Raw genomic sequence first — 17,556 nt, forward strand, 5'->3', positions numbered from 1 at the left:
CTGATCCCCCAAATTTGCAAGCACCTTCCAGCTACTTTGCATTAGCTTCCGCAGCCGAATCACACCCCTTGCCGGAGCCGCCATGTCTCTCCTCGCCCCGTTCGAACGCTACCCGCTCACGTATGGCCCCACCCCCATCGAGCGCCTGCCGCGCCTTAGCGAGGCCTTGGGCGGCAAGGTCGAGTTCTGGGCCAAGCGCGATGATTGCAATTCCGGCCTCGCGTTCGGCGGCAACAAACTGCGCAAGCTCGAATATATCGTCCCCGATGCCATCGCCTCGGGTGCGGACACGCTCGTCTCCATCGGCGGCGTCCAGTCCAACCACACCCGCATGGTCGCCGCCACCGCCGCCAAGCTCGGCATGAAGTGCGTCGTCGTGCAGGAAAAGTGGGTCCCGCACTACGACGCTGTCTACGACCGCGTCGGCAATATCCTGCTCACCCGCCTGATGGGCGCGGACAGCCAGCTCGTTGATGACGGCTTCGACATCGGCATCCGCCAGAGCTGGGAGGACGCGATCGAGAGCGTCAAGGCCGCGGGCGGCAAGCCCTATCCGATCCCCGCCGGTGCCTCGGTCCACAAGTACGGCGCGCTGGGCTATGTCGGCTTCGCCGAGGAAGTCGCCGCGCAGGAGGCCGAGCTTGGCTTCCAGTTCGACTACATCGTTGTCTGCGTCGTCACCGGCTCGACCCAGGGCGGCATGATCGTCGGCTTCGCCGCGCAGGACCGCGCCCACACCGTGATTGGCATCGACGCCTCCGGCACGCTGGAGCAGACCCGCGCGCAGGTTCGTTCCATTGTCGACAACACCGCCGAACTGATCGGCCTTGGCCGCACGATCCGCGAGGACGAGATCGTCATCAACCCGGACTACGCCTACCCGGCCTACGGCGTCCCGTCCGAGGAAACCAACGCGGCCATCCGCCTCGCCGCCCGCACCGAGGCGATGATCACCGACCCGGTCTATGAAGGCAAATCGATGCAGGGCATGATCGACCTGACGCGCAAAGGCTTCTTCCCCGAAGGCAGCCGCGTTCTTTACGCCCACCTCGGCGGTGCCCCCGCGATCAACGGCTACAGCTACTACTACAAGGACGGCTGAGCCTTCTTGATCCTCCCCTTTTTCGCGAAGCACAAAAGGGGGAGGTGGCCCGTGGAGCGGGCTGGAGGGGCTTACAAGCGCTCCAGCGTCAGCAACCGCCGATCCCCCAACCACGCCCGCTCCAGCGCTGCCTCCGCGGCGCGGGCTTCCAGATCATGGCCCAGCGCCCGCTCCGCCTTGGCCAGCCCCCACAGCGCCCAGCCATTCCCCGGCGCCACCAGCAGCGCCTGATGGAACGCATCGCGCGCCTCGCTCGCCTTGCCGCCCGCAAGCAGCGCGGCGCCCAGCGACTGGCTGACCGGATAGTACCAGTAAGGCGGTTCCTGATAGGGGATTGTCCCCTCGATCGCCTGCGCCTTGCGGTATGCCTCCGCCGCTGCCACGAAGTCCCCTCGCGCAAAAGCCAGCCGCCCGCGCACCACATGCTGAGCCAGATGGATCAGGTCGGTCGCCGGAAGGCCGGTCCCGTCCACAGCCTTGATGCCCGGGTCTGCCGTCACTCGCTCCATCGCCGCCAGTTCCGCCTCCAGCGCGTTCGCCTGCTTCAGCCGCGCAAAGGCTACGCCCCGGGCATAGTGCCACATCGCCAGCACATAGGGCAGGCGCGCGGTCGGCTTCGGCAGCGCCAGGATCTGCGCAGGCGTCCCCCCTTGCGCAAAGGCGAACGAAGGCGCGGCGACCACCGCCTCGATCCAGCCCAGCTGCACCGCCTTGTCCTCGGGGATGATCCGCATCAGCTTGCGCGCCTGCGCCACCGCCAGTCCCAGATCGCCCGCCTGCTGTGCCGAGGTCACGATGAAGTGGACGTTGTGCGGATAGTATCCATAGCGGTACATGCCGTCGTCCGGCACCTTTGCCAGATAGGCCTCATCCGCTTTCGCCGCCGCGATATTCGCCCGGATCGAATCCTTGTAGCGTCCGATGCGGTAGTAGATGTGCCCCGGCATGTGGACGAGGTGCCCCGCCTCCGGCATCGCGCTCAGATTGAGCGCGTCCGCCGCCTTCTCCCCGCGCTTCGGATCAACATAGTTCTCCGTCAGGTGAATATAGAGGTGCGCCGCTTCATTGTGCCCGGGATGCCGCGCCAGCACGCCTTCGACCAGCGCCACCGCCTTGTCGATGCGCACCCGTGGTTCGGAACGCCCCGGCTGCCAGTAATTCCACGGGCTCGTATCCATCGCCGCTTCGGCGGCCAGCACGGCGACTTCATCATTGCCCGGCACCCCGTCCGCCAGCTTCAGCATGGCATCGGCATAGGCCGCATCCATCGCGCTGCGATCCGCCTTGGGGTCCGCCGAATAGCGCGCCGCCAGCGCCGCGATCAGCGCGCGGTCCAGCGCCGGAGCGCCGGGCGCGAGCGCCTGTGCCTTCTCCAGCGCTTTCAGTGTCGGTGCCAAGGCCTTCGCGTCCATCGGCGCGTTGATATTCGGCCCCTGCACCAGCGCCTCGCCCCAGAAGCAGAGTGCACACCCGGGCGCGAGCGCCTGCGCCTTGCGGAACGAGGCGACCGCCGCCGCATGGTTGAAGTTGTAGGCCATTTCGAGGCCTTGATCGAACCACGGCCGCGCCTCGGCCGTCAGCCCGCCCGGCTCCAGCGCCGAACGCGGCACCCCGCCGTAAAGCGGGAACTTGTCCGGCACCACAGGCCCCATCAGCGAGGCCGCCTGAGCCAAGCGCCGCAGCAGCACCGGCTCGCTCGCCCGCGCCTTCTCCGCACAAGCGGCCGCTGCCAACCGCGAGGGATCGAGCATGGCGAGCGCCGCCGCATCGGAATGCGGCGCGGGATGCCACCGCGCCGCTCCGGCAGCGGCGGCTATCCCGCCTGAGGCGAGCAGTACCAGGGCCATGATCGGATGAATGCGCAAGGACGGCCTCCCGTGTCAGAGGGTCGAGTGTATGCCGCGCGCATGCCGTTCGCACCAACGTTTTGGCAGGATTGCAACGCTGTGTTCGGATGCCACAAAACCGGCATGACCGGGGCGGAGGGGATTATGAGTGCGATGGCGTGCTCCGCATTCGCCATTTTTCTGCAGGCTCGGATATTTGCGCCATTCCGGGCACTCGCGCGGCGGCTTGGGCTGGTGCGCGCGTGGCAGCCTGCGTCTGCGGCGGAGTGGCGGCGCCCCCGCGATCAACGGCCACAGCTGCTATTGCAAGGACGGCTGACAGTCCCGCCAGAACGGGCCAATCCGTTTCGCCAAATCGATGGACTCCATACGTGAATTCTGGAGACGTCTTCCCGGAAGCCCGCAAGAGGACCGAGGATACCCATGGCGAACATCGCCGGCACCGCGAATGCCGATACTCTCGATGGCACCGCGCAGAACGATGTGATCGATGGTCTGGGGGCCGACGACGTGATCCGCACTGCCGGCGGGCTCGATACGGTCCATGGCGGTGATGGCAATGATCGCATTGGCGCCAACTACTTCGATGGGTTCAGCGGCACTCTCTACGGTGATGCCGGCAACGACCTGATTCTCGCGACGGCCTATCGCGGCGCGACCACGGTCAGCGGTGGCAGCGGTGACGACCGGCTCTACCTCGGCTTCTACAGCAGCTATTCCGCCAACACCCTGACCGGGACCGGCGGCGAAGGCAACGATCTCGTGGTGCTCGGGTCGGCCGGAACGGTCGATCTCGGCGCAGGCGATGACCGGTTCATTTCCCAGGCAGGCTCTGCGCAGACGGTCACCCTCGGTGCAGGCCGCGATGAAGTGGTCCTGGGTTTCCGCGGACTGGGCTCGACCGATCTCTCGACGACGACGACCTTCGATTTCGGCAGCGGCACCTCGAATCTCACGATCACCGATTTCAAGCCCGGTGAAGACCGCATGACCTTCAATCTGAAGCAGGCATGGTCTGCCGCCAGCGCCAATCCTTTCGCGGATGGTTACTGGCGGTTGGAGCAGCGCGGCGCCGATGCCGTGCTCGAATACGACACCACCTACGGCTCTGGCCTCGCGGCGAGCTACACCGATTACATTACCTTCAAGAACCTTGACGCCACGCTGCTCACCGCTGCCGATCTCGATGGCTTCGATCCCCATGGCGCCCTGCCCACCGGCAAGGTGATCACCGGCACGGCCGCCTCCGAAGGCGGTCCGTCCGATCTCATGCTGCGTGCCGCCGGCCTTGTCGGCAGCAACGGCGCCGACAAGATCTACGGCAATGGCGGCAACGACGATCTCTTTGGCCGGGGCGGCAACGATGCGCTGATCGGTGGGTCGGGGGATGACAACCTGTTCGGCGGCCTCGGCATTGATGTGCTCCAAGGCGGCACTGGCAACGATTATCTCGAAGCCGGCAGCGAGAACGATCGCGCCTATGGCGGTGCGGGCAATGATACGCTGGTCGGCGTGCTGGCCGATGGTCACACGGCCCTGATCGATGGCGGCAGCGGCGCGGATACGCTGTTCGGGGCCGGCGGGCGCGATATCCTCCTCGGCGGCACCGGCAACGACCGGATCGATGGCGGGCTTGGCAATGACGCGCTCTATGGCGGGCAGGGGGCGGACACCTTCGTGTTCTCCACGGCGCCCGGCCCGGCGAACATCGATTCCATGGCCGATTTCTCTTCCCCGCTCGGGGATCGCCTCTCGCTCAAGGCTTCTGCCTTTGCCGGGATCGGCGCCGTCGGCGCACTTTCGGCGGACGCGTTCTACGCGGCAGCAGGCGCCAGCGCGGCGCACGATGCCAACGACCGGATCATCTACGATACCGCGTCAGGCACGCTCCGTTTCGATGCCGATGGCACCGGCACGGCAGCGGCCATAACATTGGCCGTGCTCAAGGGGGCACCGCTGCTCGCGGCGACCGATCTGCTGGTGTTCTGAACACCGGCAGATCGGCCAATCAGGCCGGATTATTCCGCCGCCTCGCGCTGCGCCTCGCGGGCGAACATCTCCACCAGCTCGTCGTCGGTCGCCCCGAGCAGCTTGGCCGCCCAGGTGTGGAACACCTGCCCGCCGCGCTCGTTGCGGCCGAAGAGCACGTCCTTCATCAGGCCGCTCTGCAGCGCCACATGCTGGCGCTTGCCGGTCTTGTAGTCCTCGTCGCGCACCACGATCTCGAGGAAATCGAACTGCTCGTGCGCGGCCTTGATGGCCACTTCGTCCGAGGGCTTCTTCTCCATCACGTAGAACTGGGTGGTGTAGCTTTCGCCCACCGTATCGCCGGGGAAGAGCTGGCTGATCATCGCGCCGCGCAGGCCGCCGCCGTAGAAGCTGGCGATCGAGATATGCGGGAAGATCGTCCAGACGCCCTGCACCAGCACGTCGTCGGGCAGGTCCTCGTCCTTCAGCGTGGTGAGGTCGATCTGGCGGTCATCCTCTGAGGAAACCTTGATCGCATACTTCGAAGGGGTCGAGAGGCGCTGATGCGGGCCGAACTCGAAGTAGTTGGCGCGGTTGTAGAAATCCGAACCGAAGGTGTTCGCGTGGAGCACCGGCAGGTGGTAGAAATCGAGGTAGCCGTCGTAGGCGGTCTTCCAGTTCGGTCCCGAAAGCGTGCGCTGGCTGAACAGGTACCAGTCCTTGAACCCGAAGGCCTCCAGCAGGCCGTCATAGCCGCACAGGTAGTCGGCGATCGAGAGCTTGGAATTGGGATCGAGCGTCGCCCAGATCAGGCCGGCGCTTTCATAGACCGGAAAGCGCGTCAGGCACAGCGCCGCCTTGTCCACCGCGCCGAAGTCCTGCGGGCTGGCCACGCCGATGAGGTCGCCGTCGTTCTTGAAGGTCCAGCCATGATAACCGCAGGTGAAGCGATTGGCATTGCCGCTGCCCGAGGCCACCGGGTTGCCGCGGTGCGTGCACATGTTGAGGAACGCGCCCACGCTGCCGTCGCGCTGGCGGGTGAGCAGCAGCGGCACACCGGCAATGTCCATCGCCTTGTAATCGCCCGGATTGGGCAGCTCGCACGAAGGCGCGACCATCAGCGGCAGGCGGCGGAAGATCTGCTTCTTCTCGCGCTCGAACAGCGCCTCGTCGGTATAGGTCGAGGCGGGAATGCGCACAACCTCGTCGGCGAGTTCCATCGTCCCGGCATCGCCATGGGCGATAAGCGAACGGGTCATTTCGATCAGCTGTTCACGTGACATGGCGTTATCCTCGATTCCCAAGGCAGGGCTTTTTCTTGGGCTACAGTGATCCCCGGCAGTCCTGCCTGCAATTGTCATTTTTGCTTGGCGCACGTGTTTGAGGCGGCACCGGCCCGCTCCGTTTCGGCGCGGCCGCAGCAGCCATCAACGCGCCAGCTGCGCGTTGAGCAGCATGTGGAAGTGCCGGATCTTCGTTTCGCCATAGTTCGCGAACACGATCTCCTTCGACTTGATCGATTTCATGCCCCGCTGCACGTGCGGCAGGTTGACCACGTCCTGATTGAACACCTTGGCCAGCATGCCCAGTTCCTCGGCGTCGCAATAGTCGTCGTCGAAGTCCAGCCAGTGCACCTTGGCCGGGGCCGGGCGCTTCTCGCCCTTCTTCACCGGCATCATGAACATCGTCTCGTGGATGCATTCCTCCGGATTGTCGCCCAGCGGGCGGAACCGGTAGAAGATCGGGTTGAGACACCCCCACGGGCTGATGTTGGGGAAGAGGTTGTAGTAGATCGTGTCGACGAACTCGGCATCCGAAAGCCTGTCGACCTCATCGCCCAAAGTCGCCCGCCAATGCTCGCGCGATGCGTCCGCCAGGGCCTTGCGGCGGTCCGGCACCGGACCGGTCGTGGTGTGATCCTCCTCCAGCTCCCACCCGGCGGGCAGCTTGCCGCCAACCCAGTCGCACAGTTGCACGTCCGCGTGGTCCAGCTCGCCTTCGATGTGGTGCGCCTGGTGGTCGAACACGCCCGTCCGCCCATCGCGCGCGGTCACTTTCACGCGGTCTTCGACCAGCCGCTCGTACACGCTCCCCGAAAGCGCGTGGCGCACCTTGGCATACGTCTTCGCGCCCTCCAGCGGCTCGGCCACCAGCGCGGGGTTCACATGCGGGCTGAGCAGGCCATTGGCCGAGATCGCGCGCGACATGTTGCCAAACACGTCATACTTCGAATTGGCGTCGCCCATCACGTCGAGCAGCGTCGGGTGCGTCGCCACCACGTGATAGGCCTCCATGAAGGCCTCCTGCGCCACCTTCCAATTGCAGCGCAGTTTCTTCGCGACGTGCACCGCCTTGTAGCGCCGCTCGAACGGGATCGGCTGGAAGTGCCGGTCGATATCGCCGAGGAAGTCCTCGAAGGCTTGCGCCTTGTCATCCGGATTGATGAACACCCAGCCGCCCCAGCGCCCCACCCGCACCGGCGGCAGGCTGTGCGTCTTTGCGCTGACGGAGGGGAAATCCCACTGGCACGGCACTTCCTTCAGCGCCCCGTCGATGCCCCAGTTCCAGCCATGGAACGGGCAGCGGAAACTTTGCACCCCCTTGCTGTCCTCGATCAGCAGCGCGCGGCCGCGGTGGAGGCAGGCGTTGGGAAAGGCCTTGATCTCATCCGGCCCGGTGCGCACCACGATGTAGGACAAGTGGGCGATATCATAGACATGGCTGTCGCCCACGTTCGGGATATCGTCTTCATGGCAGGCCATCTGCCACACCCGCTTCCACAGCCGCTCAACCTCGAGATCGAAGAAATCGCGCGAGTAATAGATGCTCGGATCGACAATCGTCGGCCCCGGCGGCAGCGGACTGTCCTCGCGCAGGCGCTCCGGCACCTGATGCGTGTCCATGTCCAGCAGCGCGTCATAGGTGATGCCCTTGGACCGGTTCGTCCCCGTCAGCGTCTCGACCATGCTCGGCTCTCCTCTTCCGCGTGGGATGATGGCGCAGGACACCCGCCACAGGCTTTGACCTGCCTCAATTTCGCCGCCCTCAAAATTGAGAGCGAAACGCGCAAGGCTTGCAACTGCCGCCTCCATGCGTACCAACGGGCGCGCAACCGGAACGGACCCTTGCCGATGATCCTCCATAGCTGGCGCGTCCTCCTCGCCGCCGCCGCGCTCCTTCTCGGTACCCCGCTCGCCGCCCAGTCCGCGCCGCAGGGTGAAGTCATCACCACCGCCTCGGGCAAGGTCGAAGGCTTCGTTCGGAACGGCGTCCTCGAATTTCGCGGCATCCCCTATGCCGCCCCTGTTTCCGGCAATGCGCGCTGGAGCCTGCCCCAGCCCGCCGCGCCATGGACCGGCACGCTCCCCGCCATGCACTTCGGCGGGGCCTGCCCGCAGGCCGCGCGCTACGGCCTCACCGAACGCAGCGACGAGGAGAACTGCCTCACCCTCAACGTGAGCCTGCCCACCACCAAAAGCGCTACCCGGCGCCCCGTCCTCGTGTGGCTCCACGGCGGGGCTTTCGTCGGCGGCGCGGCCTCGCTCTACCGGCTGGACCGGCTTGCCAAGGGCATGGATGCCGTCGTCGTCAGCGTGAACTACCGCCTCGGCGTGTTCGGCTTCATGGCCCCGCCGGCGGGCACGTCCGGCGCAGGCCACGTCCTCGGCCTCGAAGACCAGCGCCTCGCCCTCCGGTGGATCAAGGCCAACGTGGCAGCCTTCGGCGGCGATCCGGACAACATCACCCTCGCGGGCGAATCCGCCGGTGCGGCCTCGGTCTGCATGCAGCTCATGGCGCCCGAGGCCAACAAGGGCCTGTTCCACCGCGCCATCATCCAGAGCGGCGCCTGCGGCACCCCCTTGCGCACGCTCCCGCAGGCCGAAATGTTCGCCGCCAAGGTCGCGAAGGAAGCCGGCTGCGCCGATCTCGCGTGCCTCAAGGCCATCGAACCGCAAGCTCTCATCGCCGCCGGCACCCGCGCGGCCAAGGGCGAACTCCTCGCCTTCGCCCCCTTCACCGGCGGCTCCACCGTCCCGGGCTCCACCCTCGATGCGCTCAAGGCTGGCGATTTCCTCCGCGTCCCCGTCCTCAACGGCTTCACGCGTGACGAAATGAACCTCTACGTCGGGTACGATGTGCAGGGCGGCGCCAGAATCACCCATGAAACCTATCCCGCCGCCGTCCGCGCGATCTACGGCGACAAGACCGACAGAGTCCTCGCCCGCTATCCTCTGGAGCCCGACGAAAATCCTGCTGAAAAGCTCGGTTCGCTGATGAGCGACTTCATGCCCGGCCTCGGTATCACCCACTGCCTCGAAATCGAAAGCGGCCTGCTGCTCGCGGTGCAGACTTCGGTCGTCCAGTGGGAATATGCCGATCGCTCCGCGCCGTCACGCGGCGTCTCGATCCCGATCAGCCCCGACCCAGGCTTTTACCTTGGCGCGGTCCATTCGGCAGAGCTTAACGCCCTGTTCCCCGGATTCTCGAACACCAGCACCATGAGCGCGCCCGATCTCTACCCCACCTCGCAAGGCATTGCAGACGTCATTGTCGATTCATGGGCCCGCTTTGTGCGCCGCAGCCCCGGCGCAGAGGATCGGCGCATAACCCGGCTTGGCAGAGTCCTGCGCTACGAGCCCGGTGGCGTCAGCCTGTTCGACGCATGGTCCGAATACCAGTGCGATTTCTGGCGCGCCGAATATCCCGCCTTCTTCGCCTCCCCATCCCGCCCCAGCAAGGAACCCCAATGAACACCGCTATCGTCACCGGCGCCGCGCAGGGCCTCGGCCTCGTCACCGCCCGCCGCCTCGCCGCAGCCGGCTACCGCGTCGTCCTCACCGATCTGCAGGACGTTGCCGAACAGGCCGCTGCCATCGGCGCACCGGCCATCGGCATCAGCGGCGACGTTTCGGACGAAGCCTTCGTCGAAGACATGGCGGCCCGCATCGCCGCGGATTTCGGCGGCGCGCAGGTCCTCGTCAACAACGCCGGCATCAGCCTGATCCAGCCCGCCGAGGAGACCACGCTCGATCAGTGGCAGCGGATGATGGCCATCAACCTGCAGGGCCCCTTCCTCCTCTCCCGCGCCTTCGGCCGCCAGATGTTGCGCGCGGGCAAGGGCGCCATCGTCAATGTCGCCTCGGTCGCGGGCCTCGGCGGGGTGATCCACCGCTCGGCCTACAACACCTCCAAGCACGGCCTCGTCGGCCTCACCCGTACGCTCGCGGGCGAGTGGGGCGGCCGCGGCGTGCGCGTCAACGCCGTCTGCCCCGGCTGGATCAAGACCGAGATGGACGTCAAGGACATGGGCTCGGGTGCTTACGACAACGCCGACATCGAAAACCGCGTGCCGATGGCCCGCTTCGCCCAGCCCGAAGATGTGGCCGAGGCCATCACCTTCCTCGCCTCCGACGCCGCCGCCTTCATCAATGGCGTGGCGCTTCCCGTCGATGGCGGCTGGACCGGCGACATCAGCTGGGACAGCCTGCGCCTCAAGACCCGCGCCTGATGGCATCCGGCGCAGGACGGTCGCCGCCAGGTGAACCGTCCTGCGCCAAGGGCGCTGCGGAAAAAAATGGAAGCGCGATCGGCCATCGGAAATACCCTGTCGGAGACATCGAAGTGTCGGATTAAGTAAGTAGGCTGATATCTTTCGGAATAGTGAAAGATAATCTGTCTTGCTTTGAAACAAATTACGTCAAAGATCCCTATTTTTACTTAAATGAATTGTAGTCGTCTGATTGTTTCTGCAGAAAGGAATATCTTTTATCACCGGTCGTTGTTCCCAGCGAAGCCACGCGGCGTTCGTGCTTGCGTGACGCACCGGAGGAAGAATCATGTCGGACCTTTTCAAGTTTGTAGTTAACCAGAACCCGGTCCAGATCGCCGAATACAACGATGGCGGGTGGTCTCCGGATCACCTCAAGCTGAACCAGACGCTTTCGGTCGATGCGGTCACGCACGATGTCACCATCACCTCCACGTTCGATAGCTATGTGAAGGTCGAAACCTTCAGCCAGGACAGCAACCTGTCGGACAATCCGACGAACGATCCCACGATCTACAAGCTCACCAACGAGACTTTCCTCGCTCCTGGCGGTGGCAGCCAGATTGCCGACCCCACCGGCAATGTCACCAACGAGCACCTGCAGGGCACCGGTGGTGACGACAACGAGCAGGGCGGCGGCGGAAACGACGTCATCGACGGCGGCAACGGCAACGACGACATCAGCGGCGGCCAGGGCGATGACAACCTGATCGGCGGCAACGGCAACGACACGATCAACGGCGGAACCGGCTTCGATGCGATCACCGGCGATGCCGGCAACGATACCCTCGATGGCGGCGCGGACAACGACATCGTGGCGGGTGGCGCCGGCCAGGACAACGTCAGCGGCGGCGACGGCAACGACCAGCTTTCGGGCGATGCCGGCAACGATACGCTGGACGGCGGCAACGGCGATGACTCCATCAACGCCGGTACCGGCAACGACACGGTTGTCGCGGGTGCGGGCGCCGATACAGTTGTGGGCGGCGACGGCAAGGACAATGTCAGCGGCGGCGACGGCAACGACCAGCTTTCGGGTGATGTCGGCAACGATACGCTGAACGGCGGCAACGGCGATGACACGATTGACGCCGGCACCGGCAACGACGCGGTTGTCGCGGGGGCAGGCGCCGATGTCGTGCTGGGCGGCGACGGCAACGACAAGGTCGATGGCGGCACGGGCAATGATACGCTCGATGGCGGTGCCGGCGGCGACAAGCTCGCGGGTGGCGACGGGGTCGATGCGCTCCATGGCGGCGACGGCAATGACGCGCTGAGCGGCGATGCCGGCAACGATTCGCTGGATGGCGGCACGGGCAACGACATCCTCAAGGGCGGCGATGGCAGCGACGATCTGAACGGCGGCGACGGCTCGGATTCGCTCACCGGCGATTCTGGCGACGATACGCTCCAGGGCGGTGCGGGCAACGACAAGGAACTTGGCGGTCTCGGCAGCGATCACTTCCTCGCTGGCGTCGATGCCGGCAACGACAAGCTCGATGGCGGCAAGGGTGAAGACCTCGTCGATTACTCGCATGCCGCAGCCGGGATGACGATCGATCTCGCCGCCGGCATCGCGCATGCGACCACTGCCGATGCCGGAACGGGCACCGATACGCTGAGCAATATCGAAGACGTCACCGGCAGCGCGTTCGATGATATCATCGTGGGCAGCAAGGAAGGCAACGTCATCACCGGCGGCGGCGGTGCCGATACCCTCACCGGCGGCAAGGGCGCAGACGTGTTCGTGTTCACCGCCGTTACCGACAGCCAGGCCGGGCACGCCGACACGATCACCGACTTCACCGCCGGCGACAAGATCGACCTCTCGGCGATCGACGCCATCGACGGTACGGCCGGCAGCGCCTTCACGTTCTCGAATGCAGCCCCCACCGAAGGCAATGCCGCCGGCGTGGTCTGGTTCGACAGCGCGACGCACACGCTCTACGCCAGCACCAACGCCGATGCGGCGCCGGAACTCGCGATCGTGCTGCAAGGCGTCGACACCCTGACCGCAGCCGACCTCGTGCTCTGAACCTGCTGTGTGCGGCGGCCGGCAATGCCCGGCCGCCGCACCTTCCCCGTTCTCGCGCAGCATGGAGGGGGACACGTCTTCGGCCCGGCCGATGTCGATAGGCTGGACCTGCCCCGAACCGGGGGCGGGAAACTTTCGAAGATGGCGGTGCGGACCGCTCCCGCAAGGCGATGCCAGCAGACAACCGGCGCGTCGGTTGATCACAATTTGCTGTCCTACAGCCACTCCCTTGCGGCAGGATGGGGCTCCCCTTCCTCACGCCGGGATCGCCCATCTTGCCCCGTTCCGCGCCCCGAACCGGCCATCCGGTGATCGCCTTGATCGATCAAATTTTCCGTATTGATCGAATGCAATTATTCCCCAGGACAGTGTCAACTGTGTCAACCTGCCTGCGAACGGCCTCTCCAATTGGGGAGTAGGCAAGCCGGCCCCCCACGCGTTTCATGGGCCCGATAAGATAGGGAGAATGCCATGCGTGTTGCTCTGCCCGAGGCCCATCACATGAACCCGCTCGGCCACTTGTCCGAGCATTATGCACCCGAGATCGTGAACGCCGCCTTCGGCTTTTCCGATGTCACCTACCGCATGTCGAAGCTGCCCACGCGCCTGTTCGAAGGCGCGCGGATGCGCACCGCGCTGATCAACGGATGCCAGCTCTGCCAGAACTTCCGCGTGCTGCGCGACCGGCCCGATATCGACCGTACGAATGGCCCCGCGCCGGACGAGGCATTCTATGCCGCCGTCCACGAATGGCGCACCTCGCCCGTGCTGTCAGAGCGCGAGAAGCTCGCCATCGAATATGCCGAGAAGGTCGGCCTCGATCCCAAGGCACTTGCCACCGACGAGGAGTTCTGGGCGCGCTGCAAGGCGGCGTTGACCGATGACGAGATCGTCGATCTCGCCTTCTGCGTGGCGGTGTGGATGGGGCTGGGGCGCGTTGCCCACGTGCTCGGGCTCGATGCGGTCTGCGCGCTGCCGGCGCTGCGCGAGGTGGCTTGATGGATCGCAGAAGCCTGCTTGGCGGGCTGGCCGCCGGTAGCGCGGCGCTGGCGGCTGGCGGGAAGGCGGCAGCGGCGGCGGCGGGGCCTGCCGTCCCGCGGGCGGTGCTCGTCTACGAAGCGGTCGCGCTGCTGGAGGAGACGATCCCCCACGGCCTCACGCCGTATGGTGAGCGGTTCCGGGTCCCTATCATCGGCGGGCATTTCGAAGGGCCGGACCTGCGCGGACGTATCCTTCCTGGCGGGGCAGACTGGCAGCTGAAGCGCGGCGACGGCTACCTCGAACTCGTCGCTGACTACTACATGGAAACCGATGACAAGGTCCTCATCCAGGTCACCAATCGCGGGCTTGTCCAGACCCAGGGCGGAAACTACGCGATGACCACGCCGCGCTTCGAGGCGCCGATGGGCAAGTATGGCTGGCTCAACCAGTTCATCTTTGCCGGCACCGTGGCGGACGGTGATGGGAAGGTGCCGTCGGTCAGGCTCGCGATCTTCAAGCTGGTCTGAGGCTTTTCCCGGCGCGCCGAACGTGCCACGCTGTGCCCGTTTGTGTGCCAGCTGAAAGTCCTCGCCGATGAACACGCCCGATCTTGCCGCCTGGTGGATGCCTTTCACCGCAAACCGCCAGTTCAAGGCGCAGCCCCGGCTCCTCGCCGAAGCGCGCGGCATGTTCTACCGCTCGGCTGACGACCGCGAGATTCTCGACGGCACCGCCGGCCTGTGGTGCGTCAACGCCGGGCACGGGCGGGAAGAGATTGCCGATGCGGTCTCGCACCAGATCCGCACTATGGATTTCGCGCCGGCCTTCCAGATGGGCCACCCCATCGGCTTCGATTTCGCGTCCCGACTTGCGGAGATCGCGCCCGCCGGGCTCGACCGCATCTTCTTCACCGGCTCGGGTTCGGAATCGGTCGATACCGCGCTCAAGATCGCACTCGCCTACCAGCGCGCCATCGGCCAGGGCACGCGCACGCGTTTCATCGGGCGTGAGCGCGGCTATCACGGCGTCGGCTTCGGCGGCATTTCGGTCGGCGGCATCCTCAACAACCGGCGCGTGTTCACCAGCCTGCCCGGCACCGATCATCTGCGCCACACGCACGATCTTGCCCGCAACGCCTTCAGCCGCGACCTGCCCGAATACGGCGCGGAACTGGCCGACGATCTCGAGCGGCTGGTCCAGCTTCACGGCGCGGAGACCATCGCGGCGGTGATCGTCGAGCCGGTCGCGGGCTCGACCGGCGTACTGTTGCCGCCAAAGGGCTATCTCGAGCGCCTGCGCGAGATTGCGACCCGGCACGGCATCCTCCTCATCTTTGACGAAGTGATCACCGGCTTCGGTCGCCTCGGCACGCCGTTTGCGGCGGACTATTTCGGGGTGACGCCCGATCTCATCACCACGGCCAAGGGTATCACCAACGGCACGCTGCCGATGGGCGCGGTGTTCGCCAGCCGCGCTGTGCATGACGGGATCGTTAAGGGCCCGGAAAACCTTATCGAATTGTTCCACGGCTACACTTATTCCGGCCACCCCGTCGCTTGCGCCGCGGGCCTTGCCACGCTCGACATCTATGCGCGCGAAGGCTTGCTGACGCGCGGCGCGGCGCTCTCCGGGACCTGGGCTGATATTCTCCACGGTCTGCGCGATGCGCCGCATGTGATCGATGTGCGCACAATCGGCCTCGTCGGCGGGATCGAGCTTGCCTCGCGCGAAGGCGCGCCAGGCGCACGGGCCTACGATGTATTCACCGATTGCTTCCGCGAAGGCCTGCTGATTCGCGTGACGGGGGACATCATCGCGCTCTCGCCGCCGCTCATCGTGGAGGAAGACCACATGGCGCGTATCGCCGAAACGATCCGCGCCGCGCTCGAGCGCGCAGGGTGAACTGCGGGGAAAAATGGTGCCCAGAAGAGGCGTAGAAGTTTCGTCTCAGGCAATGCCGGGGCGTCTCTACCTACCCTGTAAAATCAGCGATTTGTCTTGTAAGGTGTTCGTGGTCGGTCGCCCTCATTTGCCTGAAATCCCGCCGAAATGTGGGAACGAATGTGGGACCGTTTCAGGCGTCAAAATGTGGGAACAGATGCCTGAAATTCCCTGACAGGGACTCGAACCAATGGCGCTTACGACGTTGAAGGTGAAAAATGCAAAACCCGGTCGCCATGTTGATGGCCGGGGCTTGTGCTTGCTGGTGAAAGACAGCGGCGCGCGAACCTGGGTGCTGCGGATGCAGCGCAACGGCAGGCGGCGTGACTACGGCCTGGGATCAGCGCTGGAAGTATCGCTCGCAGAGGCCCGCGATGCGGCAGCGGAATTGCGCCGTCAGGTCCGTGAAGGTGCCGATCCGGTCGCCGAACGGCGCAGGGCGCGCAAAGTCATGCCGAGCTTTGAGACCGCTGCCCGCGACTGCTATGATGCACTGAAGGAGGGCTGGAAAAATCGGCGCTATGCCAACTGGATTTCCAGCTTTGAAAACCATGTCTTCCCACAGATTGGAACCAAGCCGGTCGATCAAGTGGACAGCGCGTGCGTGGTCGAGGTCTTATCGCCCATCTGGCTCGAAATACCAGAAACGGCCCGCCGCCTCCTCCAGCGCATTGGCTCTGTGCTGGACTTCGCGCATATCAAGGGCTGGCGGGAGGAAGAGGCGTCCTTGCGTTCAGTTCGCAAGGGCTTGCCGCGCCAGACTGTCAAGAGCGTCCATCTGGAAGCCATGCCCTATTCCGACGTGCCCGCGCTCATGGAAACGCTGGCGACTGCATCACCGACGACTGGCCGGGATGCACTGCGCTTCACCATCTACAATGCTGTGCGGTCAAACGAGACTCGCTTTGCGGTCTGGACCGAGTTTGATTTGGACAAAGCCATCTGGACCATCCCCGGCGAGCGGATGAAGGCAAAAGCAACCCACGTCGTGCCATTGTCAGCACCTGCGGTAGCATTGCTGCGGAGGCGCTGGAATGAACGCGCTAACGATACCGGACTGGTGTTTTCCGCTGACGGCGAAAAGCCCATGAGCGATATGACCATGACCAAATTGTTGCGCGACGGCGGCATCAAGGGTGTGACCGTCCATGGCTTCCGTTCCGCTTTCACGGATTGGGCGGCAGAGAAAACAGATTTCCCGAAGGAAGTTGCAGACAAGGCGCTGGCGCATAAATTGACCAATCAGGTCGAGGCCGCCTATCGCCGGACGGATTTTCTGGAAAAGCGGCGCGATCTGATGGCGCGGTGGGCACGGCATTTGGATGGTGGGCTGACCAGCATAGCCATTCATACAACCGAAGCGGCAGGCGCGCCTATTCCGGCCCGCGCTGCCGCATGACGAGACGGTGGAGGCTGGCGGTGATCACACGGGTGGATTTGCCCAGCTTCACCGTATCGACCTCACCATCCGCGATCAATTCGTAGAGCTTGGTGCGACCGACGCCGATCATGCGAGCGGCGTCGTTGACCCTGACACAAATTGGCTCAACCGGCGGTGACGTTGTCACCGCGCCGCGCTTTCGTCACGGAATGCAACCGGATCATCGATCCAGCGGTTCACGGCGGACTCCCGCCAGCCGGTGCCGTGAACGCTGATTTTGACTTGGTGGGGGAAAGTGCCCTCGGCAATTTTGCGATACACGGTTGAGCGGGACAGCCCGGTGCGGGCCAATACGGTTTTCAGGCGGATGATTCTTTCAAGGTTTGGCATGGCATTATCTTCCATCAGTTGGCAGTCGTTGACACCCCCTTGGAAGAACAATTGGCAAACGAAACGAGTGATGCAAGCGCATTTTTCGGCCGTCTAACGCCAGCGCATTCAGGGATACAGTGACTGATAAAAGGATAGAGACGGCTTCGGAAGCGTAGAGAAGATTACACACGCCAACATAAGGTTATCTATTGCGGTGAAATATTTTTCCATATTGCTGCGAATGGTTTGGTATATATTCCGAATTCATAACCTGCCGCAAAATTTTCTTGCATGGGAGTGATGATCGATTCAGTCATGATAGATGATCCATGGCGGCTTCCTCACCCCTGAACAACGGCGGAATCTGACGACCTTGGCGCA

The 17,556-nt window shown here is 64.6% G+C and carries 14 protein-coding genes; 9 read left to right on the forward strand and 5 right to left on the reverse strand.

From position 1 onward, the window contains the following. The first annotated feature begins 82 nt into the window (after nucleotides 1–82). Nucleotides 83–1,102 (forward strand): 1-aminocyclopropane-1-carboxylate deaminase, encoded by a 1,020-nt coding sequence (locus tag AQZ52_RS05140; protein ID WP_067906979.1) that lies wholly within the window; start codon nucleotides 83–85, stop codon nucleotides 1,100–1,102. Between the two features lie 71 nt (nucleotides 1,103–1,173). On the opposite strand, the gene AQZ52_RS05145 is transcribed toward AQZ52_RS05140, so the two are convergent. Continuing rightward, nucleotides 1,174–2,949: a tetratricopeptide repeat protein gene (locus AQZ52_RS05145; protein ID WP_082697691.1), complete on the reverse strand. Its 1,776-nt coding sequence runs from the start codon at nucleotides 2,947–2,949 to the stop codon at nucleotides 1,174–1,176. Nucleotides 2,950–3,372: 423 nt separating this feature from the next. Between AQZ52_RS05145 and AQZ52_RS05150 the strand changes: the two genes are divergently transcribed. Further along, nucleotides 3,373–4,938, forward strand: a complete 1,566-nt coding sequence (locus tag AQZ52_RS05150; RefSeq protein WP_067906983.1) for a calcium-binding protein — start codon at nucleotides 3,373–3,375, stop codon at nucleotides 4,936–4,938. 29 nt (nucleotides 4,939–4,967) lie between these two features. On the opposite strand, the gene AQZ52_RS05155 is transcribed toward AQZ52_RS05150, so the two are convergent. After that, entirely contained in the window at nucleotides 4,968–6,200 is a 1,233-nt protein-coding gene (locus AQZ52_RS05155) for an aromatic ring-hydroxylating oxygenase subunit alpha (RefSeq protein WP_067906985.1), read from the reverse strand. A gap of 144 nt (nucleotides 6,201–6,344) precedes the next feature. After that, on the reverse strand, nucleotides 6,345–7,883 hold the full coding sequence (locus AQZ52_RS18420; protein ID WP_067906987.1) for an aromatic ring-hydroxylating oxygenase subunit alpha: 1,539 nt from the start codon (nucleotides 7,881–7,883) through the stop codon (nucleotides 6,345–6,347). A gap of 165 nt (nucleotides 7,884–8,048) precedes the next feature. Here AQZ52_RS18420 and AQZ52_RS05165 point away from each other — a divergent pair, with 165 nt between their 5' ends. The 7 genes from AQZ52_RS05165 (at nucleotide 8,049) to AQZ52_RS05195 (ending at nucleotide 16,821) form a co-directional block, all read left to right on the forward strand. Then, complete coding sequence (locus AQZ52_RS05165) at nucleotides 8,049–9,668, forward strand: carboxylesterase/lipase family protein (protein ID WP_067906989.1); 1,620 nt, start codon at nucleotides 8,049–8,051, stop codon at nucleotides 9,666–9,668. Continuing rightward, the gene (locus AQZ52_RS05170; RefSeq protein ID WP_067906991.1) at nucleotides 9,665–10,426 is read left to right on the forward strand and encodes an SDR family NAD(P)-dependent oxidoreductase; all 762 of its coding nucleotides are present in this window, start codon (nucleotides 9,665–9,667) and stop codon (nucleotides 10,424–10,426) included. Before AQZ52_RS05165 ends, AQZ52_RS05170 begins: the two co-directional genes overlap by 4 nt. A gap of 328 nt (nucleotides 10,427–10,754) precedes the next feature. Then, nucleotides 10,755–12,500: a calcium-binding protein gene (locus AQZ52_RS05175; RefSeq protein ID WP_067906993.1), complete on the forward strand. Its 1,746-nt coding sequence runs from the start codon at nucleotides 10,755–10,757 to the stop codon at nucleotides 12,498–12,500. Between the two features lie 471 nt (nucleotides 12,501–12,971). Continuing rightward, on the forward strand, nucleotides 12,972–13,499 hold the full coding sequence (locus AQZ52_RS05180) for a carboxymuconolactone decarboxylase family protein (protein WP_067906995.1): 528 nt from the start codon (nucleotides 12,972–12,974) through the stop codon (nucleotides 13,497–13,499). Next, nucleotides 13,499–14,008 carry a DUF3237 domain-containing protein gene (locus AQZ52_RS05185; protein ID WP_067906997.1) on the forward strand — a complete coding sequence of 170 codons (510 nt, stop codon included), beginning with the start codon at nucleotides 13,499–13,501 and terminating at the stop codon, nucleotides 14,006–14,008. Before AQZ52_RS05180 ends, AQZ52_RS05185 begins: the two co-directional genes overlap by 1 nt. A 67-nt stretch (nucleotides 14,009–14,075) precedes the next feature. After that, the gene (gene aptA / locus AQZ52_RS05190; RefSeq protein ID WP_067906999.1) at nucleotides 14,076–15,383 is read left to right on the forward strand and encodes an omega-aminotransferase AptA; all 1,308 of its coding nucleotides are present in this window, start codon (nucleotides 14,076–14,078) and stop codon (nucleotides 15,381–15,383) included. A gap of 229 nt (nucleotides 15,384–15,612) precedes the next feature. Then, a complete protein-coding gene (locus AQZ52_RS05195; RefSeq protein ID WP_082697564.1) occupies nucleotides 15,613–16,821 on the forward strand; it encodes a tyrosine-type recombinase/integrase in 1,209 nt (402 codons plus the stop codon). Here AQZ52_RS05195 and AQZ52_RS05200 read toward each other — a convergent pair. Next, entirely contained in the window at nucleotides 16,796–16,990 is a 195-nt protein-coding gene (locus tag AQZ52_RS05200; protein WP_067907001.1) for a helix-turn-helix domain-containing protein, read from the reverse strand. The two genes, AQZ52_RS05195 and AQZ52_RS05200, sit on opposite strands and share 26 nt — an antisense overlap. Beyond that, nucleotides 16,987–17,193 (reverse strand): helix-turn-helix transcriptional regulator, encoded by a 207-nt coding sequence (locus AQZ52_RS05205; protein WP_067909471.1) that lies wholly within the window; start codon nucleotides 17,191–17,193, stop codon nucleotides 16,987–16,989. Before AQZ52_RS05205 ends, AQZ52_RS05200 begins: the two co-directional genes overlap by 4 nt. Nucleotides 17,194–17,556: the final 363 nt, after the last annotated feature.

Source organism: Novosphingobium fuchskuhlense, from assembly GCF_001519075.1.
GTDB classification, from domain to species: domain Bacteria; phylum Pseudomonadota; class Alphaproteobacteria; order Sphingomonadales; family Sphingomonadaceae; genus Novosphingobium; species Novosphingobium fuchskuhlense.

Excerpts from the sequence above, each read along its gene's own strand:
- AQZ52_RS05170 (WP_067906991.1), top strand. The coding sequence starts at position 9,665 with ATGAACACCGCTATCGTCACCGGCGCCGCGCAGGGCCTCGGCCTCGTC.
- AQZ52_RS05185 (WP_067906997.1), top strand. The coding sequence starts at position 13,499 with ATGGATCGCAGAAGCCTGCTTGGCGGGCTGGCCGCCGGTAGCGCGGCG.
- AQZ52_RS18420 (WP_067906987.1), bottom strand. The coding sequence starts at position 7,883 with ATGGTCGAGACGCTGACGGGGACGAACCGGTCCAAGGGCATCACCTAT.
- AQZ52_RS05205 (WP_067909471.1), bottom strand. The coding sequence starts at position 17,193 with ATGCCAAACCTTGAAAGAATCATCCGCCTGAAAACCGTATTGGCCCGC.
- AQZ52_RS05175 (WP_067906993.1), top strand. The coding sequence starts at position 10,755 with ATGTCGGACCTTTTCAAGTTTGTAGTTAACCAGAACCCGGTCCAGATC.
- AQZ52_RS05155 (WP_067906985.1), bottom strand. The coding sequence starts at position 6,200 with ATGTCACGTGAACAGCTGATCGAAATGACCCGTTCGCTTATCGCCCAT.
- AQZ52_RS05140 (WP_067906979.1), top strand. The coding sequence starts at position 83 with ATGTCTCTCCTCGCCCCGTTCGAACGCTACCCGCTCACGTATGGCCCC.
- AQZ52_RS05180 (WP_067906995.1), top strand. The coding sequence starts at position 12,972 with ATGCGTGTTGCTCTGCCCGAGGCCCATCACATGAACCCGCTCGGCCAC.
- AQZ52_RS05145 (WP_082697691.1), bottom strand. The coding sequence starts at position 2,949 with ATGGCCCTGGTACTGCTCGCCTCAGGCGGGATAGCCGCCGCTGCCGGA.
- AQZ52_RS05195 (WP_082697564.1), top strand. The coding sequence starts at position 15,613 with ATGGCGCTTACGACGTTGAAGGTGAAAAATGCAAAACCCGGTCGCCAT.
- AQZ52_RS05150 (WP_067906983.1), top strand. The coding sequence starts at position 3,373 with ATGGCGAACATCGCCGGCACCGCGAATGCCGATACTCTCGATGGCACC.
- AQZ52_RS05165 (WP_067906989.1), top strand. The coding sequence starts at position 8,049 with ATGATCCTCCATAGCTGGCGCGTCCTCCTCGCCGCCGCCGCGCTCCTT.
- aptA (WP_067906999.1), top strand. The coding sequence starts at position 14,076 with ATGAACACGCCCGATCTTGCCGCCTGGTGGATGCCTTTCACCGCAAAC.